The 19,239-nt window shown below is 64.1% G+C and carries 18 protein-coding genes; 12 read left to right on the forward strand and 6 right to left on the reverse strand.

Features of this window, described 5'->3' with window-relative positions; all coding sequences use genetic code 11:
- From V7E26_RS22545 to V7E26_RS22565, 5 genes are all read left to right on the forward strand, one after another.
- On the forward strand, positions 1-701 hold a 701-nt coding region (locus tag V7E26_RS22545), incomplete at its 5' end, for a tripartite tricarboxylate transporter substrate binding protein (RefSeq protein WP_324420376.1).
- Positions 698-1,198 (forward strand): tripartite tricarboxylate transporter TctB family protein, encoded by a 501-nt coding sequence (locus V7E26_RS22550; RefSeq protein ID WP_324420378.1) that lies wholly within the window; start codon positions 698-700, stop codon positions 1,196-1,198. The genes V7E26_RS22545 and V7E26_RS22550, both read left to right, overlap by 4 nt.
- Positions 1,198-2,697 (forward strand): tripartite tricarboxylate transporter permease, encoded by a 1,500-nt coding sequence (locus V7E26_RS22555; RefSeq protein WP_324420380.1) that lies wholly within the window; start codon positions 1,198-1,200, stop codon positions 2,695-2,697. Before V7E26_RS22550 ends, V7E26_RS22555 begins: the two co-directional genes overlap by 1 nt.
- Positions 2,698-2,822: 125 nt before the next feature.
- Positions 2,823-3,977 carry a tetratricopeptide repeat protein gene (locus tag V7E26_RS22560; protein ID WP_324420382.1) on the forward strand — a complete coding sequence of 385 codons (1,155 nt, stop codon included), beginning with the start codon at positions 2,823-2,825 and terminating at the stop codon, positions 3,975-3,977.
- A gap of 121 nt (positions 3,978-4,098) precedes the next feature.
- Complete coding sequence (locus V7E26_RS22565; protein WP_324420384.1) at positions 4,099-5,313, forward strand: tetratricopeptide repeat protein; 1,215 nt, start codon at positions 4,099-4,101, stop codon at positions 5,311-5,313.
- A gap of 30 nt (positions 5,314-5,343) precedes the next feature.
- On the opposite strand, the gene V7E26_RS22570 is transcribed toward V7E26_RS22565, so the two are convergent.
- The 3 genes from V7E26_RS22570 to V7E26_RS22580 all read right to left on the reverse strand — a co-directional run bounded on the left by V7E26_RS22570 (position 5,344) and on the right by V7E26_RS22580 (position 8,043).
- Entirely contained in the window at positions 5,344-6,837 is a 1,494-nt protein-coding gene (locus V7E26_RS22570; RefSeq protein WP_324420386.1) for an arylsulfatase B, read from the reverse strand.
- A gap of 67 nt (positions 6,838-6,904) precedes the next feature.
- Entirely contained in the window at positions 6,905-7,627 is a 723-nt protein-coding gene (locus V7E26_RS22575) for an outer membrane protein (RefSeq protein WP_324420388.1), read from the reverse strand.
- 83 nt (positions 7,628-7,710) lie between these two features.
- Complete coding sequence (locus V7E26_RS22580; protein ID WP_324420390.1) at positions 7,711-8,043, reverse strand: HdeA/HdeB family chaperone; 333 nt, start codon at positions 8,041-8,043, stop codon at positions 7,711-7,713.
- Between V7E26_RS22580 and V7E26_RS22585 the strand changes: the two genes are divergently transcribed.
- The 5 genes from V7E26_RS22585 to V7E26_RS22605 all read left to right on the forward strand — a co-directional run bounded on the left by V7E26_RS22585 (position 8,032) and on the right by V7E26_RS22605 (position 15,447).
- On the forward strand, positions 8,032-8,190 hold the full coding sequence (locus V7E26_RS22585; RefSeq protein ID WP_324420392.1) for a hypothetical protein: 159 nt from the start codon (positions 8,032-8,034) through the stop codon (positions 8,188-8,190). The two genes, V7E26_RS22580 and V7E26_RS22585, sit on opposite strands and share 12 nt — an antisense overlap.
- A gap of 43 nt (positions 8,191-8,233) precedes the next feature.
- Complete coding sequence (locus V7E26_RS22590) at positions 8,234-8,875, forward strand: TetR/AcrR family transcriptional regulator (protein WP_324420394.1); 642 nt, start codon at positions 8,234-8,236, stop codon at positions 8,873-8,875.
- Between the two features lie 327 nt (positions 8,876-9,202).
- Positions 9,203-12,532, forward strand: a complete 3,330-nt coding sequence (locus tag V7E26_RS22595) for an adenylate/guanylate cyclase domain-containing protein (RefSeq protein WP_324420396.1) — start codon at positions 9,203-9,205, stop codon at positions 12,530-12,532.
- A gap of 139 nt (positions 12,533-12,671) precedes the next feature.
- Complete coding sequence (locus V7E26_RS22600) at positions 12,672-13,697, forward strand: Fe(3+) ABC transporter substrate-binding protein (protein WP_324420398.1); 1,026 nt, start codon at positions 12,672-12,674, stop codon at positions 13,695-13,697.
- Positions 13,698-13,800: 103 nt separating this feature from the next.
- Positions 13,801-15,447, forward strand: coding sequence for an ABC transporter permease (locus V7E26_RS22605; RefSeq protein ID WP_324420400.1), 1,647 nt, complete (start codon positions 13,801-13,803; stop codon positions 15,445-15,447).
- A gap of 13 nt (positions 15,448-15,460) precedes the next feature.
- Here V7E26_RS22605 and V7E26_RS22610 read toward each other — a convergent pair whose 3' ends face one another.
- Positions 15,461-16,366, reverse strand: a complete 906-nt coding sequence (locus V7E26_RS22610; RefSeq protein WP_324420410.1) for a LysR family transcriptional regulator — start codon at positions 16,364-16,366, stop codon at positions 15,461-15,463.
- 127 nt (positions 16,367-16,493) lie between these two features.
- On the opposite strand from V7E26_RS22610, the gene styA reads away from it, so the two are divergent.
- Together styA and styB are read left to right on the forward strand one after the other, a co-directional pair.
- On the forward strand, positions 16,494-17,744 hold the full coding sequence (gene styA / locus V7E26_RS22615; RefSeq protein ID WP_324420402.1) for a styrene monooxygenase subunit StyA: 1,251 nt from the start codon (positions 16,494-16,496) through the stop codon (positions 17,742-17,744).
- Between the two features lie 12 nt (positions 17,745-17,756).
- Entirely contained in the window at positions 17,757-18,239 is a 483-nt protein-coding gene (gene styB / locus V7E26_RS22620) for a styrene monooxygenase NADH-dependent flavin reductase subunit StyB (protein WP_324420404.1), read from the forward strand.
- 19 nt (positions 18,240-18,258) lie between these two features.
- Here styB and V7E26_RS22625 read toward each other — a convergent pair whose 3' ends face one another.
- Positions 18,259-18,915, reverse strand: a complete 657-nt coding sequence (locus tag V7E26_RS22625) for a GNAT family N-acetyltransferase (protein ID WP_324420406.1) — start codon at positions 18,913-18,915, stop codon at positions 18,259-18,261.
- A gap of 4 nt (positions 18,916-18,919) precedes the next feature.
- On the reverse strand, positions 18,920-19,239 hold a 320-nt coding region (locus tag V7E26_RS22630), incomplete at its 5' end, for a CoA-transferase (RefSeq protein ID WP_324420408.1).

Below are 19,239 nucleotides of genomic sequence, written 5' to 3' on the forward strand. Positions count from 1 at the left end.
TGATGGTGAACGGCTTCGTCATGGTCGGCGCGCTCGCCATGAACAAGTCGCCGGTGACGCTCGAACAGACGACGCCGATCGCGCGGCTCACCGAGGAAATCCAGGTCATCGTGGTGCCGGCGAACTCGCCGCTGAAGACCGCGCAGGACCTTGCCGCCGCCGTGAAGGCCGACATCGCCAAGGTCACCTTTGCCGGCGGTTCGGCCGGCGGCGTCGACCATGTGATGGCCGCGCTGTTTGCGGGAACGATCGGCGCCGACGCCAGGAAGATCAATTACATCCCGTTCTCCGGCGGCGGCGAGTCGCTGGCGGCCATTCTCGGCGGCAAGGTCACCGCCGGCATTTCGGGCCTCAGCGAATATGAGGGACAGATCAAGTCGGGCAAATTGCGCGCGCTCGGCGTCACTTCGGAGAAGCGCATCCCGGGCCACGACATTCCGACCTTCAAGGAACAGGGCATCGATCTCGTGATCGCCAACTGGCGCTCGGTGGTGGCGCCTCCCGGCATCACGCCTGAGCAGCGCAAGGTCCTGAGCGATGCCGTGGAGAACATGGTCAAGTCGGATGCCTGGAAAGAGATCCTCAAGCAGAAGGGCTGGGAGGACGCCTATCTCGGTGGCGACGCGTTCGCCGATTTCCTGAAGAAGGAAACGATCCGCGTCACCGACGTGCTGAAATCAGTCGGCCTCATCAAATCATGACCGACGACGCTTCCAGCGACGCCCCGCAGAGGCCGGCCACGCGGCACGTCGATCCTGCCGGCCTCGTCATCGCCGCATTGCTTGCGGTGCTCGCCGTGGTGCTGGTGGTGGACGCAAGCCGCCTGCCTGCGACCTCGATGTACGGCATGGGCCCGGAGGCGATGCCGATCGTCATCGCCGCAGGCCTCGGCCTGCTCGCGATCGGCAATCTGATCGATGCCTTGCGCGGCAACCTGCCGCCGCGCGAGAGCATGGATCCGAAGCCGGTGCTGCTGATCCTCGGCGGGCTCGTGCTGCTGATCGCCATCATCGGCCTCGGCGGCGGCTTCATCCTTGCAACCTCGGTGCTGTTCGTTGCGACCTCGGCGGCGTTCGGGCGGCGCGCGATCCTGACCGATCTCGTCATCGCCCTCGTGATGAGCACCCTGATCTATTTCGCTTTCGATCGGTTGCTGACGCTGAGCCTGCCTTCCGGCCCCCTGGAAAGACTTCTGTAATGGAAACCTTCGCCGCCCTCGCGCATGGCATGGCGGTCGCCGTGCAGCCCATGAACCTGCTCTATGCGCTGATCGGCGTGTTTCTCGGCACCGCGGTCGGCGTGCTGCCCGGCATCGGTCCCGCCCTCACCGTCGCCCTGCTGCTGCCGGTGACCTACAAGCTCGATCCCGGCGGCTCGCTGATCATGTTCGCCGGCATCTATTACGGCGGCATGTATGGCGGATCGACCACCGCCATCCTCATCAACACGCCCGGCGAGAGCGCATCGATGGCGACCGCGCTCGAGGGCAACAAGATGGCGAAGGCCGGCCGCGGCGGCCCGGCGCTGGCGACCTCGGCGATCGGCTCGTTCGTCGCGGGCACCATTGCCACCATCGGCCTTGCCTTCCTGGCGCCGTGGCTGGTCGACTTCGCCGTGCGCTTCGGGCCGGAGGATTATTTCGCGCTGATGTGCGTCGCCTTTGTCACGGTGTCGGCGACCTTCGGCGATTCACCGATCCGCGGACTGACCAGCCTGTTCATCGGGCTGACGCTCGGCCTGATCGGCATCGACAAGCTCACCGGGCAGGCGCGGCTTGCGTTCGGCGTGCCGGAACTGCTCGACGGCGTCGAGGTGACGACGCTGGCGGTCGGCCTGTTCGCCGTCGGCGAAGCGCTTTACGTCGCCTCGCGCCGCCATCACGCCGAGGAGAAGATCGAGCCGGTGCGCGGCTCGCTGTGGATGACGAAGGAGGACTGGAAGCGGTCGTGGAAGCCGTGGCTGCGCGGCACGATGTTCGGTTTTCCGATCGGTGCGCTGCCCGCCGGCGGCGCGGAGATTCCGACCTTCCTGTCCTATTCGACCGAGAAGCGGCTGACGAAGCATCCGGAGGAATTCGGCAAGGGCGCGATCGAAGGCGTCGCAGGGCCGGAGGCCGCCAACAACGCCTCCGCCGCCGGCACGCTGGTGCCGCTCTTGACGCTGGGCTTGCCGACCTCGGCGACCGCGGCGATGATGCTGGCGGGTTTTCAGCAATATGGACTGAACCCGGGACCGCTGCTGTTCGCGGAACGGCCCGACCTGGTGTGGGGCCTGATCGCCAGCCTCTTCATCGCCAACGTCATGCTGCTGGTGCTCAACCTGCCGCTGGTCGGGCTCTGGGTGCGGCTGCTCGCCATTCCGCAGCCGTGGCTGTACGCCGGCATTCTCGTCTTCGCGACCATGGGCACCATCGCGGCAAAGCCGTCAGTCGTGGAGCTCTCGATGCTGGCGGGCTTTGGCGTGCTGGGCTTCCTGATGCGCCGGTTCGACTTTCCGATCGCGCCCGTCGTCGTCGGCCTGATCCTGGGGCCGATCGCCGAAAGCCAGTTGCGCCGCGCGCTTGCGATCAGCCTCGGCGATCCCCTCGTGCTGCTGCAGAGCCCGATGTCGGCGACGCTGCTCGCGATCGCCCTGATCGCGCTGTTGGCGCCATTCGTGCTGAGGGGCCTCGACCGCTTCAAGGCGACCGAGGACTAGGCGTACTCGTCAATTCAGATTCGTGCGGCGGGCGCTTCGATAAAGTTTTAGCGATTGCGTTGAAGGGAATTTGATTGGTGGCACGATAAACCTTCGGTTGTACCGAAACCGGAGCTGAAAGATCGATGCACCGTCGTAATACCTTCGTCGTTGCATGGGTCCTTGGCGCGATGTCGTCAGCATCGGCTGTCGAATGCACTATGGGCCAGGTCGCGATCGACTCGGCGTCGGTCATCACGCCCTGCGGCGAAAGGCTCGCCGCTGATAACTTGTCCGATGGCGACCGGGCACAGGCGTATTTCATCCGCGGGCGCGCTTATCACCGCGCGCTGCGTCTCAATGAGGCAGCCGAAGACTACCGCGCGGCCTTTGCGCTCGATCCGAAGAACGCGGAAATCCTCGTCTCATGGTCGAATGTCGATATGCGCCAGCGGCGCGTAAACGTTTCCAGGAGGCGAATCGAGCAGGCCTACGCGCTCGATCCGCGGAATGCGCGCGTGCTCAGGGCGGTCGGAGCGCTGCAGTCGGACCTCGGAGAAAGCAACAGGGCGATTGAGTTCTACAGCAAGGCAATCGAGATCGATCCGACCGAGGGCTTCGCACTGTATTTTCGCGCGCGTGAATATCGCTTCAAGCGCCAATTCGCCGAGGCGATCGCGGACGCGAATGCGCTCCTCGCCATTCCGACGGCGAGACTCAACGACGCGCAGGGCTTTCTCGACGAGAACGGGATCGTTCGCGATTTCCACGTCAAGGCGCTGCTTGAGCTCGCTTATAGCTACGAGGATTCCGGTCGGCTCGATCTTGCCGAAAAGAATTACGACGCGGCGGTCGATACCGGGCGTTCGGCGCCTGCGCTCGCCGCGCGGGCGCATTTCCTGGGCTTCTACGTCCAGCGCAAGGACGACGCGCTGCGCGACTTGACCGAGGCCGTGCATAGCGAGCCCCGGAACGCCAAGGCTCTCTATGCGCTCGGCATCTCACTTGCGGGATTCAATCGCTTTGAGGAGGCTTTCGCGGCCTTCGACGCCGCCGTGACGGCGCGCCCGGATTACGCGACAGGCCTGACCATGCGAGCACGCATGCACCGTCAGTTCGGACGCACCGATGCGGCGGTGCGCGACCTGAAAATGGCCGTCTCGCTGGATCAAAGCGAATTGAACGACTTGATGAACGCGCTACGCCACGCCGGCTACTGGAGCGAGCCGGGACTGCCGCGCCGACAAACACGGGAACTCGATGACGCCATGCGTGCCTGCATGATCGATCCCCAATGCTAACCGAGGACAGGATGCAAACCAGAGCCTTATTCGTCGTTGCCTTCCTTGTAGTTTCCAACACCGCCGCGCTCGCGGAGAGTGGGTCGGCCTGCCAATCCGCGCCGCGGCCACAGGCGAATTCGTGCCGCACGGCGGCTTTTCCAGGCACGATGCGGAGCGAGGGACCGTTCGCGCTGGCACGCGGCCTGTGCCAACGGAAGCCGCCTCTCTGCACCGGCGCAATCAACTACTCCACCTGGCAACAGTGGGCGTCGAACCAATGATCGGCCGCCTCGCGCTCGTTGCGTTCGCGCTCGCGCTTGCCTCGCCCGCCCTGGCAAGGGACCCCATCGGCACAGCCGGCTCGTTCCGTTCGGTCGGGTGGGCGCAGTGCCAGGCGTCGTACCAGGAATGGAAGCAAGGCGCGTGCGACCCCGCGCCAGTCGATGCCACGCTGGCAGGCCCGTCGCTCGCGCGCGCTCATATCGAGCGGTCGGTTGCCTTGCTGGCGCAGACGCGCACGGAGGAAGCGCTCAAGGCGGCGAATGCCGCGGTAGCCATCGATCCGTCAAATGTCTCGTCACTGACATTTCGCGGGCGCCTGCTCTTGACGCTGCTGAAGCTCGATGCGGCCGAACGCGACCTCAATGCCGCCCTGATGATCGAGCCGACCAATCCGGTGCTGCTTGCCTCGCGCGCGGAGGTGCTGCTCAACGCAGGAAAGCCCGATGCGCTCGCAGACATCACGGCGGCGATCGCACGGCGACCGGACGACACCGATATATTGTGGATCAAGGCGCGAATCCACGTGAGCCGCGGTGAAATCGACGTCGCGGAGCGCGACCTCAAACATGCGGTTTCGCTCGACCCCGGCGATCGCCGCACGCGGCTGATGAAGGCGCAGGCGCAGCTTCGCCTCGGACAATTCGAGGGTGCGGTCGACGACGCAACGCAGACGCTCGCAATTTCGGCGGGCGATCTCATGGCGCGTGAGACACGGGCCCTCGGGCTGATCGCCCTCAATCGGCCGGCGGAGGCGATCGAGGATCTGAATGTATTGCTCGGGCCGCCCGGCCAGCCGACAACCGCCGTCGCCCTGCCCCACAATCGCGAAATCCTGTTCCAGCGTGCGCGGCTACTGGCGCAGCTCGGCAGACGCGAGGAGTCCAACCACGACGTCGAGGTGCTGTTGCTGTCAGGCGGCAAGCGGGCGGTCCTGCGAGTGCAACTCTACCTGCGCCGCAACGGCTTTCCGGACGTGCGCATCGACGGCGAGCGCGACACTGACTTCGACAATACGCTCAGGAGCTGCGTGCTCGACCGCGCGTGCGGCAGCGGCATCACGCGGCACATTTGAGCGCCGTGACTCCATGCCGGGGCGGCCGCTTCAATCGCCTCGCGTGAAGTAGGCATCCTCGTTCGGTAACGAGGGCGGTCCATGCGCGGCGCTTTTCACCGTCCCGAATGCATCCAGCAGGAACAGGGATTTCGCGCTTTCCCTGGCGAGCTGCTCGATGCGCTTCTGCAACTCCGCGACCTTCGCCGGATTGCTGTCGGCCAGGTTCGTCTTTTCCGATGGATCCTGCGGAATGTTGTAAAGCTCAATGGCGGATGGAAGGGCAGTCCGCCAGATCAGCTTCCAGTCGCCTATCCGCACGCCACCGCGAAACGGCTCGACGTTGTATACGATCTCCTGGCGTGGCGAGGCGGCGCCGCTGCTGATGGTCGGCCAGACATCCAATCCGTCGAGAGGCTTTCCCTTCGTCAGGCTGGCTCCCGCAAGTCCGGCCAGAGTCGGGAACATGTCGACAACGTGCATCATCTCCTTCACCTCGCCGGGCTTGATGCGCCCGGGCCAGTTCGCGAGGGCGGCGACGCGTGTTCCGCCCTCGTAGAGCATCCCTTTTCCGCCACGGTATGGACCGTTATCGGCGGGGAGCTTGAGTTTCGACACATCGGCGTCTCCGGCAAGCAGCGCGGTCTGGTTGCCGCCGTTATCGCTCATGAAAACGATCAACGTGTTGTCGCGCATCTGCTTTCGTTCGAGCGCGGCGACCACCTTGCCGATTTCGTCGTCCATGCACGTGATCATGGCCGCGTAGCTGCGTCTCGTGGGATCTTCGATGTGGCGATACCTGTCGATGTACTCCTTCGGAGCCTGGTACGGCGAGTGGGGAGCCGTAAAGGCGAGGTACAGAAACAGCGGTGTCTTGGTGTCATGAGCATTGATCTGCGCTACCGCATCCTTGCCCCATAATTGGGTGACGTAACCCTGCTCGTTGACCGGTCGGTCGTCGCGATACCAGTCGCGCACATTTCCCGATGAATGAGTGAAGTAATCGACCTCGCCTACCATTGATCCGTAATGGTAGTCGAAGCCGCGCTGGCGAGGCCAATACTTGCGATCGGCGTGTCCCAGGTGCCACTTGCCGACCATGGCCGTCCGATAGCCTGCGTCCTTGAGTGCCTGCGGCAGCAGCCGTTCGTCCGTGGGCAGGCCGTACTTGCTGGGTGTCGGAATGACCAGCGTTTGCAGGCCATAGCGACACGGATACCGCCCTGTCATCAAGGCTGCGCGCGTGGGCGTGCACATCGGCTGGACGTAAAACTGCTCGAGTTGTGCACCGTTCTGCGCCAGCCTGTCGATATTCGGGGTCTTGATGTCAGAGCCGTGAAAGCCGACGTCTTTCCATCCGAGATCGTCCGCGACAATGTAGACGATGTGCGGCCGTCGCGACGGCAATTGCGCCGCCGCCGATGTGATGCTCGCCGGCGCCATCGAAGTTATGCAAGCGGCGGCGAGCGCGGAGCTTCCATTCAGCAAGACGTCCCGGCGATTGATGCCATGACGCGGGGATTTGTCGGTCGGCCGGTGACTCATTTCGTGTCCTCGGAGAAGCGGTTGCCGTGAGAGCCGTCGTTCGCTCGCCTCTGGTTGCGGTTCGATTCTAGAATTTATAGCCGATCCGGGCCGTAACCTGGTTGGTGCTCAAATCCTGCTTCAATCCAATCGTCCCGAGATTCAGGACCGGGATCGGATAGACAAACGATCTGGACTCAAATTGCGAATAGCGATACTCGAAGCCGGTAAACCAGTTATTCGTGAAGGCGTAGTCGATGCCCGCTCCCACCGTCCATCCGATCCGCGTATCGTCACCGCCGATCGAAATTCCGGTGGTCGGGATGGACGTCTTGTTCGAGACGAATGCTGCGCCGCCCGTCATGTAGAACAGCGCGCGATCGGCCGCAAAGCCTAATCGCCCGCGGACCGATCCGCCCCATTTGCTGTGAGCGGTCAGAAAATCCCCGGTGATCGAGGTGTAGCGGATCGTGCCGACCGTCCAGCCTTCGAAATCACCTTCGATGCCGAGCACCACGCTTCCTGCCTGGTAATTGTAGCCTGCCAGCGCGCCGTAGCTCAGGCCGCTCTTGCCGGTCGCGGCCGAGACCAGAAAAGGCGTTCCAAGCAACATGGCTCCGGTGGTGTATTCCGGATCGGTTCGTATCCAGCCGAGTTCACCACCGAGGTAGAAGCCGGTCCAGGAAAACGATGGCACATACGGAACCGGCGCCGCCGGCTGAGCGCGGGTGGGCAAATCGGCAGCCCGGGCCGGAAGGCTGATCAGGATCGCCGTCGCGGAAACCAGAACGGCACAGGTCAAGCGCAACATGGATGGCCTCTCTGGCTGGGTCTGAACCAGCCGTTATTGGATTCCGACTTCCGCGGCAGCGTGAACTCGATCGGCGATACGGGCTATTGCTTCTCCGCCTTCAGAATCGCGTCGATCGCCTTGATGACTGTCACGTCTCGATTTGCCTTGCAGTAGACGATGACGTTGTGAATGCTCTCCTTGACGCGCGGCACGTTGATCGCGTGCTTCTTGGCTAGTCCGTTGTACCAGCCGCTATACCAGACCCCGAGAAAATCCGCGTCTTCCTGATATGTACCGGCCAGTTGCCCGCAGGTAAGTTTTTGAACGTCGATGTAGCCCTTTGCGTCGGCGTATTTGGACAGTTCGGTCTGCGCGGACGCACTGCAGATGCCAAGGATCAGTACCGAGGAGATGATGGCGAGGTGACGGTTCATATCGGATCCTCCTATTGGAAGCCAACCGCGACCGCGGTCGGCGCCATCGCTGCGGCAAATACCGCCGGCAGCGAAAACAAACGGAAATATGCAACGGTTCTTCAAACTCGAAATTCTGAAATTGACGTTGAAGTCATTTTGACCTGAATGTCAATACGGTAAAAGAACGGTAAGTTGGGAAGGCTCCATCGTGGCAAAAATTGACCCGGCCAGACGCGCCGAAATCGGACGCGCCAAGAGCGCGAGAACCCGCGAGCAGATCCTTGGCGCGGCGCGTTCGCTGTATGCAAGGCAAGCGGTCGAAGCCGTAACGGTCGAGGATGTCGTGCGCGAGGCGGGCGTCGCCAAAGGCACCCTCTATGTGCATTTCAAGAACATCGAGGCCGTTCAGATGGCGGTCGCGGATGAATTGACCCAGACGTTCGTGGATTTGCTGCAGCCGCGCCGCGCAATATTCGAGAATCCCGTTGAGCGAATTGCGGATGGATGCTGCACATTCCTGTCTCAGGCGACACTCAATCCAAGGTGGGGTGGCCTGGTTGCTCGCTACGCCTGGTCATTTCCGACGGTGGGAAGCGCGGCTCGTGGCCTGCTCGCCGAAGACCTGCATCAGGCCGCACGCCAGGGCCGCATTGCCGAGATCTCACCTCATCTCGGCACGGCGATTGTCGTTGGAATCGTTCTCCAGGTGATGCTGTCAGCGAGCGAAGGAAATGTGCGGAGCCCGGACGTACCGTCCGCCGTCACTGCTATTCTGCAATCGCTCGGCGTCTCGCATCGCGACGCGCATGCCGCCGTGAAGCGCGTCACGCGGACGAAATCGGGTTCGTAGCGCTGCTGCGCCGCGCCGCACCGGTACTGGTCCCACCGCTTGGCTCACATCCTTGAGTCGCATTGCCGACCCACTTTTCTCGACGCCGGCAAGAGCTGATTGATTCTGCTTGCGATTCAATCGGTCGTGAACCGACAAATCTCCCGCCCAATTAGTCGCCGGTGCTGATCGTATCGGCATGGTTGCGCAGCGCTGCGATTTGGTATCCCGAAACCGCAGCAGAATTGTTGCTGCAAACGATACGTGCCATTCGGGAAAAACTGGCATAACATCGCGACTGCAGTAGTCCATATCAGGCAGGCCGCCACCTCACCGTCGGTGAAGCCAATGCAAGCAATTGCGGACTGGCTGGAGAAGCTGGGGCTCGGGCAGTACGCGCTGCGTTTTGCCGAGAACGGCATCGATCTCGGTGTTCTTCCCGAACTGACGGACCGCGACTTCGACAAGCTCGAAGTCCTGCTCGGCCATCGTCTCAAGATGCTGCGCGCGATCGACGAACTCAAGCGAGCCGACCTGGTCGACGAGCAGACCAATCGGCATGACGCCGAGCGGCGCCACCTCACGGTGATGTTCTGCGATCTGGTAGGTTCGACCGAGCTCTCTGCCCGCCTTGATCCGGAAGACATGTGGGAGGTGATCCGCGCCTATCGCGCTGCCTGCGCGAAAGTCATTGCCAAATACGACGGCAACATCGCCAGGTTCGTCGGCGATGGCGTGCTTGCCTATTTCGGCTATCCCCGCGCGCACGAGGATGACGCCGAGCGCGCCGTGCGAGCCGGGCTCGACATGATTGCGGCAATAGAGCCGCTCGAAACCCGCGCCGAACGGGTTGAGGCGCGGATCGCGATCGCGACCGGGCTTGTGGTGGTGGGCGACCTCATCAGCGGATGCGCGTCGGAGCAGCAGGCCATGGTCGGCGACACGCCGAACATCGCAGCGCGGCTGCAGAGCCTTGCCGAGCCCGGGGCCGTCGTCGTCGCTGCTTCGACGCGCGAACTGCTCGGCGATCTCTTCACGTTCCGGAACCTCGGCCTTCGCCAGGTCAAGGGCATCTCCGAACCGATTGCAGCCTGGGCGGTCGAAGGTGGAGCGGCATCGGAGAGCCGCTTCGAGGCGGTGCGCACGGCGCGCTCGATGGGCTTTGTCGGCCGCAAGGCCGAAATCGAATTCGCGAACTCACGGCAACAGCTGGCGTGGCAGGGTCAGGGCCAGGCCGTGCTGATTTCCGGCGAGGCGGGGATCGGCAAATCGCGCCTGGTTGCGATGCTCTGCGAAAATCCCGAGCTCGGAGCACACTGCCGGGTGCGGTTTCAGTGCTCGCCTTACCATACCAACAGTGCGCTCCACCCCTTCGTCGCTCAGCTCGAGCGCGCCGCCGGCATCCGCTCACAGGACACGCCCGAGCAGAAGCTCGACAAGCTCGAGGCAATGCTTGCAGTTGGAACGCAGCAGGTGGCCAACGCGGCGCCGCTGATCGCGGCACTTCTTTCGATCGCAACGGGCGAACGCTATCCGCCGCTCGGCCTGAATCCGGTGCAGCAGCGGCGACAGACGTTCGCCGCCCTGCTCGATCAGCTCGAAGGTCTGGCCCGGCAGCTGCCGGTGCTGATCGTCTGCGAGGACCTGCATTGGGCCGACGCCACCACGCTTGAACTATTCGATCTCGCCGTCGACCGGATCAGGGGATTACCGATCCTTGCGCTGATGACGTTCCGGCCCGAGTACGAACCGCCATGGACGGGACTGGCCAATATCAGCCTGCTGAAGCTCGATCGGCTGGATCGGCGAGACACGCGCGCGCTGGTCGAACAGGTGACCATCGGCCGGCAGCTGCCGGGCGACATGATGAAGCAGATCATCGACAGGACGGATGGCATCCCGCTGTTTATCGAGGAATTGACCAAGACGATCTTGGAATCCGGCCTGCTGGTGGAGGATGCCGGAAGCCTTCGCCTGGATCGCCCGCTGCCGCCGCTCGCCATTCCCGCGACGCTGCAGGATTCGCTGATGGCCCGCCTTGACCGGCTGGCGCCGGTCAAGGAAGTCGCACAGATAGGCGCCGCCATTGGCCGCGACTTCTCCTACACATTGCTGAGGTCGGTGGCAGGCCGCGATGATCTGACGCTGAACACCGCGCTGAGGCAATTGGAGGAAGCCGAACTGCTATTGCGCCGCGGGACGCCGCCGGACGCGAGCTACAGCTTCAAGCACGCGCTGGTCCAGGAAGCGGCCTATGAGAGCCTGCTCAAGAGCCGCCGGCAACTGCTCCACAACCAGATTGGCAGTGTCCTGCGCGATCGGTTTCCGGCCATCGCCAGGACCGAGCCGGAGGTGGTGGCCTATCACTTCACCGAAGCGGGGCTCGACGGCGTTGCGCTCGACTGGTGGAGCAAGGCGGGCCAGCAGGCGCTCAAACGCTCCGCCTATACCGAGGCCATCGCACATCTCGGCAAGGCGGTTGCGATTGCCGACGGGCTGCCCAACGACCCCGGCCGGACCATGAACCGGCTTCATCTTCAAATCACCTATAGCCGGGCGCTGCGGGGCAACCTTGGGCACAGCGCACCGCAAACGGTCGCCGCATGGACACGCGCCCGGCAATTCGCCGCCGATATCAATGATCCGGTCGAACTGGCGCCGATCTATTCGGGATTGTTCAATGCCTGTCTGACCCATGGCGAGATTGCGCCGATGTGGGAGCTGGCGGATGCAACCATGAGCGCTGCGAACAGGCGGCCGGACTCGCCGGTTGCCGCCATTGTCGCACATTGGACCAACGGGGCGACCTGCTGGTTCGGAGGCGACTATGTGAACGCGAAAACGCATCTCGAGCAGGCGCTCGCGACCTATGAAGCCGAGTCGGATCTGGAGGTCTTCAGGACGTCAACGCTGGACCTGCCGTTCGTCATCATGAGATTTCTTTCCCTGGTGCTTTGGCCGATGGGGAAGATCGATCGCGCCCGGCGGCTCGCCGCGGAAGCGGTGCATTCCCTCGGGGAAAAGCGCGCGCTCTCCCAGGCCAATGCGCTCGTACACAAGGCGGTGTTCGACGGACTATGCGGCGGGCCGTTGCAGCAAACGGAGACGATCCTGGCACTCGCTCTCGCCCGCGACCATACGATGCCGTTGTATGTCGCCGCGGGCACCTACCTGACCGGCCTCGCAAGCTGGCGTGCCGGCGACCGGCGGAGCGGGCTTGCGGAAATGCGCCGCGGCTGGACCCTGCTGCACGAAAACGATTGTTACCTCTGCGAACCGTTCTGGGGAATGCAGGTTGCCGTGGCGGATGCGGCGGCAGGGCGAACGGACACAGGATTGGAGACCTTGCGCGAGCTGATCGCCACGACGGAACGGTCCGGTCAGCATTGGCTCGATGCGGAACTGCATCGTATCAAGGGCGAGCTTCTGTTGCGTCGCGACCGGGCCAACGTCTGCGAGGCGGAGCACGCTTTTGGAAGGGCGCTCGAGATCGCCCGAGGCCAGCAGACCAAGGCTTTCGAACTGCGCAGCGCGCTTGGGCTTGCGCATCTTTTCATGAACGACGGCCGGGAAACCGCCGGGTCGGACGTACTCACGCGAGCCCTGATCGATCTCGATACCGGGCAAGATCTCCCCGAAATCGAACAGGCGAAGAAACTGTTCAGACAAGTCAGCTAGCCTCGATTTGGAATCGCTCTAAAATAGTTTGCTGGAATCGCTCTAAATCGAGGTCATGCGCGACATCCGGTCGCTGACGGCATGACGGAGGCTGCGCTACTGAGACCGGCATCTCCACCAGCTTTGTCGGGCAGCTCTCATGACAACATTTCGCGCTACCGCCGCAACCGCCGCGTTGCTCTGCTTCATCGCGTTCGGCGCCTCGCCGGCATCCGCCGACGGCGAGGTCAATGTCTACACCTATCGCGAAACCAAGCTGGTCCAGCCGCTGTTCGACGCCTTCACCAAGGATACCGGCATCAAGGTCAACGTCGTCTCGGCGAGCTCCGGCCTCGAGCAGCGGATGAAGGCCGAAGGCGCGTCGAGCCCCGCCGACGTGCTGCTCACGGTCGATCTCGGCCGCCTCGACGACGCGGTTCAGGCCGGCGTCACCCAGCCGTTCAAGTCGGTGGTGATCGACGAGATCGTGCCGCCGCAATATCGCGATCCGGACGGTCAGTGGGCCGGCATCTCGATGCGCGCGCGCGTGATCTATGCCTCGAAGGATCGCGTCAAGCAGGACAAGATTACCTATGAAGAGCTCGCCGATCCCAAGTGGAAGGGCAAGATCTGCATCCGCTCCGGCCAGCACATCTACAACAACGGCCTGTTCGCGGCCTATGTCGCCAAGTACGGCGAGGCCAAGGCCGAGGAATGGCTGAAGGGCGTGAAGGCCAATCTGGCGCAAAAGCCCTCCGGCGGCGACCGCGAAGCCGCGCGCGACGTCGCGGCCGGCAAGTGCGATATCGGCATCGGCAACACCTATTACTGGGCGCTGATGATGAACAACGATCCCGAGAAGAAGCCGTGGGCGGAAGCCACCAAGGTGATCCTGCCGACGTTCGAAGGCGGCGGCACCCACGTCAATCTCTCCGGCGTCATTTTGGCCAAGCACGCGCCGAACAAGGCTAACGCCGTCAAGCTGATCGAATGGCTCGCCGGCGAAAAGGCCCAGCACATCTACGCCGATGCCAACTACGAGTACCCGATCCGCGCCGGCGTCGCCGTCAACCCGACCATCGCGGGCTACGGCAAGCTCACCGCCGATCCGACGCCGATCGCCAAGATCGTCGCCAGCCGCAAGGCCGCCTCGACGCTGGTCGACAAGGTCGGGTTCGATAATTGATCGCATCGAATTTCGAAAGCATTCCCGCCAACATGCCCTCTCCCTCCCCGGGAGAGGGCATAATGCTGCTTGGGCTCGCGGCCTTGCGCCGCTGCGATCTGGCGTGAAGGGGTCCACCCATGCCGGCCGCATCGCGGCAGCGATTGCGGTTGCGACCGCCATTCTCGTCGCCGCCCCCGTCGTCTCGATCATCGCGCTGGCGCTGCAGCCTGCGCCTGACATCTGGCAGCACCTCATCACCTATGTGCTGCCGGCGACCATGCTCGACACAGCACTGCTGCTCGGCGGCGTCGGCGCCTTGTCGCTTGCGATGGGCGCCGGCACCGCGTGGCTGATCTCGCTGCATGATTTCCGCGGCCGCGGCATCCTGCTGTGGCTGGTGCCGCTGCCGCTGGCGATCCCGACCTATCTCGCTGCCTACGTCTATGTCGACCTGTTCGAACCGCTCGGCCTCGTCCACCAGACGCTCGCGCTGTGGCTTCCGATGCAGGATGCGGTGCGGCTGCTTCCCAGTCTGCGCTCCCTGCCCGGCGCCATCATCGTGATCGCGCTGGTGCTCTACCCCTACGTCTATTTCTCGGCGCGGCCGATGTTCCAGCTCCAGAGCGCCGAATTCGCCGAGGCCGCGCGCACGCTCGGCGCCGGGCGCTGGACCATCTTCTGGCGCGTCTCGCTGCCGATGGCGCGGCCAGCGCTCGCAGTCGGCGTCGCGCTGGTGTCGCTGGAGACGCTGAACGATATCGGCGCCAGCGAATATCTCGGCGTCCGCACCCTCACCGTCTCGGTGTTCACGACCTGGCTCAACCGCGGCAGCCTCGCCGGCGCCGCGCAGCTCTCCTGCTTCATGCTCGCCATCGTCGCCGGCCTGATCGCGATCGAACGCTACGGCCGCCGCAACATCACCGCGGAGTTCTCCGCCGAGAGCCCGCGGCTGACCCAGCGCACGCCGCTGGCCGGCCTCAAGGGCGCCGCCGCTTTCGCCGCCTGCCTGATGCCGGTCGCGCTCGGCTTCGTCGTGCCGCTGCTGTATCTCGCGCATCAGAGTTTCAAGCGCGGCCTGCTTTCGAATTTCGATACGGCGCTGTGGCACGACGCCTTCAACTCGATCGCTTTCGCCACCCTGGCCACGCTGACAGCGCTGCTGCTCGGCCTTGCCACCATTCTGGCCTGGCGCTGGCGGCCGAGCACGCTGCGCGCGGTCGCCATGAACGTCGCGCAGACCGGCTACACCCTTCCAGGCCTCGTGCTGGCGATCGGCCTGCTTGGTCCCGTGCTCGCGATCGACAATGCGCTGAACGCAATCGCCGGATGGCTCGGACGATCGCTGCCGGGACTGATCGTGGTCGGCTCCGGAGCTGCGGTCGTCATCGCCTATGTGATCCGCTTTCTGGCGGTGCCGACCGGATTCATCAAGGCAGGATTCGAACGAATTCCGCGCGACTATGACGACAGCGCGCGTGCCGTCGGCGCCCGCCAGGCCACGACGATGCGGCTGATCCATCTGCCGCTGCTGCGTCCCGCCATGCTGGGCGCGGCCATCGTCGTCTTCGTGGATTGCCTGAAGGAGTTGCCGGCGACGCTGCTGCTGCGGCCGCTCAACGTCGAGACGCTGGCGACCTCGATCTATCAATACGCCAGCCGCGGCAGTTTCGAGGAAGGCGCGCTGGCCGCGCTCTTGATCGTCGCCGCCAGCATCGGCCCGGTGGCGTGGCTGACGCGGTTTTCGGACGTTCCGAGCGGGCCGGCGTAATCGCTTCCGACCCTTACGTGTCTTGCGGAGTGGAGAATTGCCCGGCGCGCTTGATCAGGAGATCGAGGAAGCTGCGCGCCCGAAGCGACATCCAGTGCGTCTCGGGATAGACCGCGTGCAGCGGCAGCGCGGCGATCGAGAAATCCGGCAGCAGGTTCTGCAACTGGCCGCAGCGGATGCCGGCAAGCGCGCTCCATTCCGGCAGGATCGCGATGCCGAGATGATGCATCACGGCCTGCTCCATTGCATCGGCGTCATCGACCAGAAGCGGCCCACCGATCGAAACGACGTGGCGGCCGTGTTCGGATTCGAAAATCCAGTCGTTGGCGGACTGAATGCGTGAGTAGACGATGCATTGGTGCGCGTTGAGGTCGTCAGGCGCACGCGGCGGAGCGCGTCCCCTGAGGTAGGTCGGCGTCGCGACCAGATAACGCCGCACCGTGCCGAGCCGCCGCGCAACCAGCGTGCTCGACTCGAGTTGCCCGATCCGCAGCGCCAGCTCGATCCCCTCCTCGACCAGATTGACGAACCGCTCGCTGAAGCGGACGTCGAGGCGAACGCCCTGATAGGTCCGCACATATTCGGCGATGACAGGCATCAGGTAGCGCCGGCCGAATGCCGACGGCAGGCTGACCCGCAGCGTGCCGCTCGGCCGCAGCGAGCTTTCCTCGACGTTCGCCCGCGCCAGATCGAAGTTGCCGAGAATTTGCCGGGCAAGATCGTAGATGCGCTGGCCCTCCGGCGTCGGCTTGAGCTTGCGCGTGGTGCGAAAGAACAGTTGCGTGCCGAACTCGCTCTCGAGCAGGGCGATCCGCTTGCTCACGGCCGGCTGACCGATGCCGAGCTCATTGGCGGCGACCGAGAAGCTGCCGCCTTCCAGCGAACGGACAAAGGCGCGCAGGCAGTCGATCCGGTCCATTGCAATCATTCCCATCAGGAATAGATCATATCCTATCCATTCCATATTACTCCGGCAAGTTCGCAGCTAGGGTGCAGGCAACAACGGGACAGCAGGCTCCCGAACCAATTCATGGGGGGAGGCGGACATGGGACGGCGCATCGGGATCGTAGGGGCCGGTATCGCCGGCCTGCACCTCGCCCTTTATCTCCAGAAGCACGGTGTCGACGCGACACTGATCACCGACCGCGCGCCGGATGACTATCGCGGCATCCGCCTGCTCAACACGGTCGCACACCACCATGTGACGATCGCCCGCGAGGATCATCTTGGCGTCAATCACTGGAACGACCCCAAGCAGCATTATTACTACCACGATCACTTCTTCAATTTTCCGCAGCCGATCAGCTTCCGCGGTTACTTCTCGCGGCCGAGTCGCGCGGTCGATTACCGGATCTATCTGCCGGTGCTGATGAAGGACTTTGCGGATCGCGGCGGCAGGATCGAATACAGCCGCATCGACGAAGGCGACATCGCGCCGCTGGTCAATCGCTTCGATTTGCTCGTCGTTGCCAGCGGCAAGGGTCCGCTGGGCCAGTTGTTCGCCTACCGGCCCGAGCACTCGCCCTATTCGCAGCCGCAGCGGCGGCTCTGCGTCGGCCTCTATACCGGCGTCCGCGAGCCCGACCCGATGAACGTGACGCTGTCGGTTTCGCCCGGGCATGGCGAGATGATCGTGATTCCCACCATCACCTTCAACGGCATCGCCAGCGCGCTTCTGATGGAGAACGTCCCGGGCGGCGACATGGAGGAGTTGGCGACGCTGAGCTATGAGGCAGACCGCAAGCGTTTCCTGAGCACCGTGCTGGAGAAGCTCGAGAGACATCATCCGACCACCTACGACCGCATCGACACCGCGCGCTTCGATCTCGCGCAGCCGCTCGATCTCCTGCAGGGCGGCGTGGTGCCGACGGTTCGCAACACCGTTGTCGAATTCGACGGCGGCAAATGCGCGATCGCGCTCGGCGACGTCCATTCGGTCGTCGATCCCATGATGGGACAGGGCGCCAATGTCGCCTCCTACGCCGCGTTCGTGCTCGGCGAGGAGATCGTCAACGCCGACGTGCTCGATCGGCGCTTCTGCGAGAAGGTCGACCTCAAGCGGCAGGACCGGGTGCTGGCGGCCGCGCGCTGGACCAACATCATGCTGCAGCCGCCCACGGAGGCGCTCGGCATGCTGATCGGAACGATGAGCCAGAACCAGGCGCTTGCCGACGAGTTCACCGAGAACTTCAACTATCCGGATCATCAATGGGATCGCGTCGCGTCAGCCGATCGCATCCGCGCCTGGATCCAGCAAAAAGCCGTGCCCGCCGCGCCGATGCGGGCGACGGCGTGAGGAGAGCATGCGATGCAGCGCGCCGACCCGCTCGCCTTTCGCCAGGCCGCGTCGCGATTTGCGACGGGGGTTGCGGTACTGACGGCATTCGACCGGCGCGGGGAAGCCTGCGGCATGACGGCCAACAGCTTTGTCAGCATCAGCCTGGCGCCGCCGACCGTGCTGGTCTCGGTGAAGCCGGGCCGAACGCATGATGCGATATCGGCAAGCCGGCGCTACGGCGTCAGCGTGCTGCCGGACCAGGCCAGGGCGCTATCGAAGCATTTTGCGGATCGGTCGCGCGGCACCTGCCCCGATTACGACATCGTCGAAGGCCTGCCGCGACTGTCGAACTGCGTGGCGTTCTTCGCCTGCGAGGTGATCAGGACGATCGACGTCAGCGACCACACGCTGTTCATCGCCGAAGTATCGCGCTGCGATCACTGCGACAATCTTCCGCTGGTGTTCTTCTCCAGCCGCTACCATCTCGGGCCGGGAAAGCCGCTCGATCACTGAACATGCGCGCTTGGCGCAGTTATCCGATCACCCGCGCAAACCGACGGAAGCCCGGCGATCCCGTGATGGCCTCGAATGCCGGATCGCGCTTTTCTTCTGCGAAGGCAAAACCAGCTTTCGCGTAAGATCGCTCGGCCGCCTCGTTGCCGATCAGAAACGAGATCGAGGCGCGCGCGAATCCCGCTCGCGCTCCGGCCGCCAGCGCATGATCGATCAGCGACTGGACCAGCCCGCGGCCGCGATATTGGGGCAGCGTCGCGACGTGTTCGATCAGCCAGTCGCCGTCACCACCCTGCACCCAGCAATTCCTGGTGTAGGCGCCGCGGCGGAGCATCGCGTCCACGTCCGCAGCGCCGAGCCCGCTCTCGGCGGCCACCGCTGCGATCGCCGCTCTCGCGGCAACGCCGGTGCCCGAAGCCGTCAACGCGCACAGCGAGGCGGCCGGCGTTCCCTCGACCTCGGCAATGATGAAATGCGCGACATGCCACCACGACGGCGTTCGTGCCGTCGCTACGTGCTCGACGAAATCGAGACATCGCGGCTCGTCCCAGCCGAGCGCGACGTCGAACCAGCCGCGCGGCAGCGGGCCGCGCTGCGAGGCCAGGATGTTGCGGGCAATGAAGCGTGCATCTTCGGCATGCGCGGGACGGATCGCTGATTGCGACCGCCCCGCCATTGCATCACACGTTCTTGAGCGCGACGCGGAACTCGGCTTCGGTCTTCGCCTTGACCTCGTCCAGCGTAACGCCGTCGGCGAGTTCGATCAGCGCCATGCCGTCCTTGCCGTGCTTGTCGATCGTGAAGACGGCAAGATCCGTCACGACCATGTCGACGACACGCTCGCCGGTCAGCGGCAGGTTGCACGTCTTCAGAAGCTTCGGGCCGTCCTTGGCGGAATGCTCCATCACCACGACGACGCGCTTGACGCCGGCGACGAGGTCCATCGCGCCGCCCATGCCCTTCACCATCTTGCCGGGGATCATCCAGTTGGCGAGGTCGC

This window comes from Bradyrhizobium sp. (assembly GCF_036735945.1).
Lineage (GTDB): Bacteria > Pseudomonadota > Alphaproteobacteria > Rhizobiales > Xanthobacteraceae > Bradyrhizobium.

Excerpts from the sequence above, each read along its gene's own strand:
- V7E26_RS22550 (WP_324420378.1), top strand. The coding sequence starts at position 698 with ATGACCGACGACGCTTCCAGCGACGCCCCGCAGAGGCCGGCCACGCGG.
- V7E26_RS22555 (WP_324420380.1), top strand. The coding sequence starts at position 1,198 with ATGGAAACCTTCGCCGCCCTCGCGCATGGCATGGCGGTCGCCGTGCAG.
- V7E26_RS22560 (WP_324420382.1), top strand. The coding sequence starts at position 2,823 with ATGCACCGTCGTAATACCTTCGTCGTTGCATGGGTCCTTGGCGCGATG.
- V7E26_RS22570 (WP_324420386.1), bottom strand. The coding sequence starts at position 6,837 with ATGAGTCACCGGCCGACCGACAAATCCCCGCGTCATGGCATCAATCGC.
- V7E26_RS22575 (WP_324420388.1), bottom strand. The coding sequence starts at position 7,627 with ATGTTGCGCTTGACCTGTGCCGTTCTGGTTTCCGCGACGGCGATCCTG.
- V7E26_RS22580 (WP_324420390.1), bottom strand. The coding sequence starts at position 8,043 with ATGAACCGTCACCTCGCCATCATCTCCTCGGTACTGATCCTTGGCATC.
- V7E26_RS22595 (WP_324420396.1), top strand. The coding sequence starts at position 9,203 with ATGCAAGCAATTGCGGACTGGCTGGAGAAGCTGGGGCTCGGGCAGTAC.
- V7E26_RS22600 (WP_324420398.1), top strand. The coding sequence starts at position 12,672 with ATGACAACATTTCGCGCTACCGCCGCAACCGCCGCGTTGCTCTGCTTC.
- V7E26_RS22610 (WP_324420410.1), bottom strand. The coding sequence starts at position 16,366 with ATGGACCGGATCGACTGCCTGCGCGCCTTTGTCCGTTCGCTGGAAGGC.
- styA (WP_324420402.1), top strand. The coding sequence starts at position 16,494 with ATGGGACGGCGCATCGGGATCGTAGGGGCCGGTATCGCCGGCCTGCAC.
- styB (WP_324420404.1), top strand. The coding sequence starts at position 17,757 with ATGCAGCGCGCCGACCCGCTCGCCTTTCGCCAGGCCGCGTCGCGATTT.
- V7E26_RS22625 (WP_324420406.1), bottom strand. The coding sequence starts at position 18,915 with ATGGCGGGGCGGTCGCAATCAGCGATCCGTCCCGCGCATGCCGAAGAT.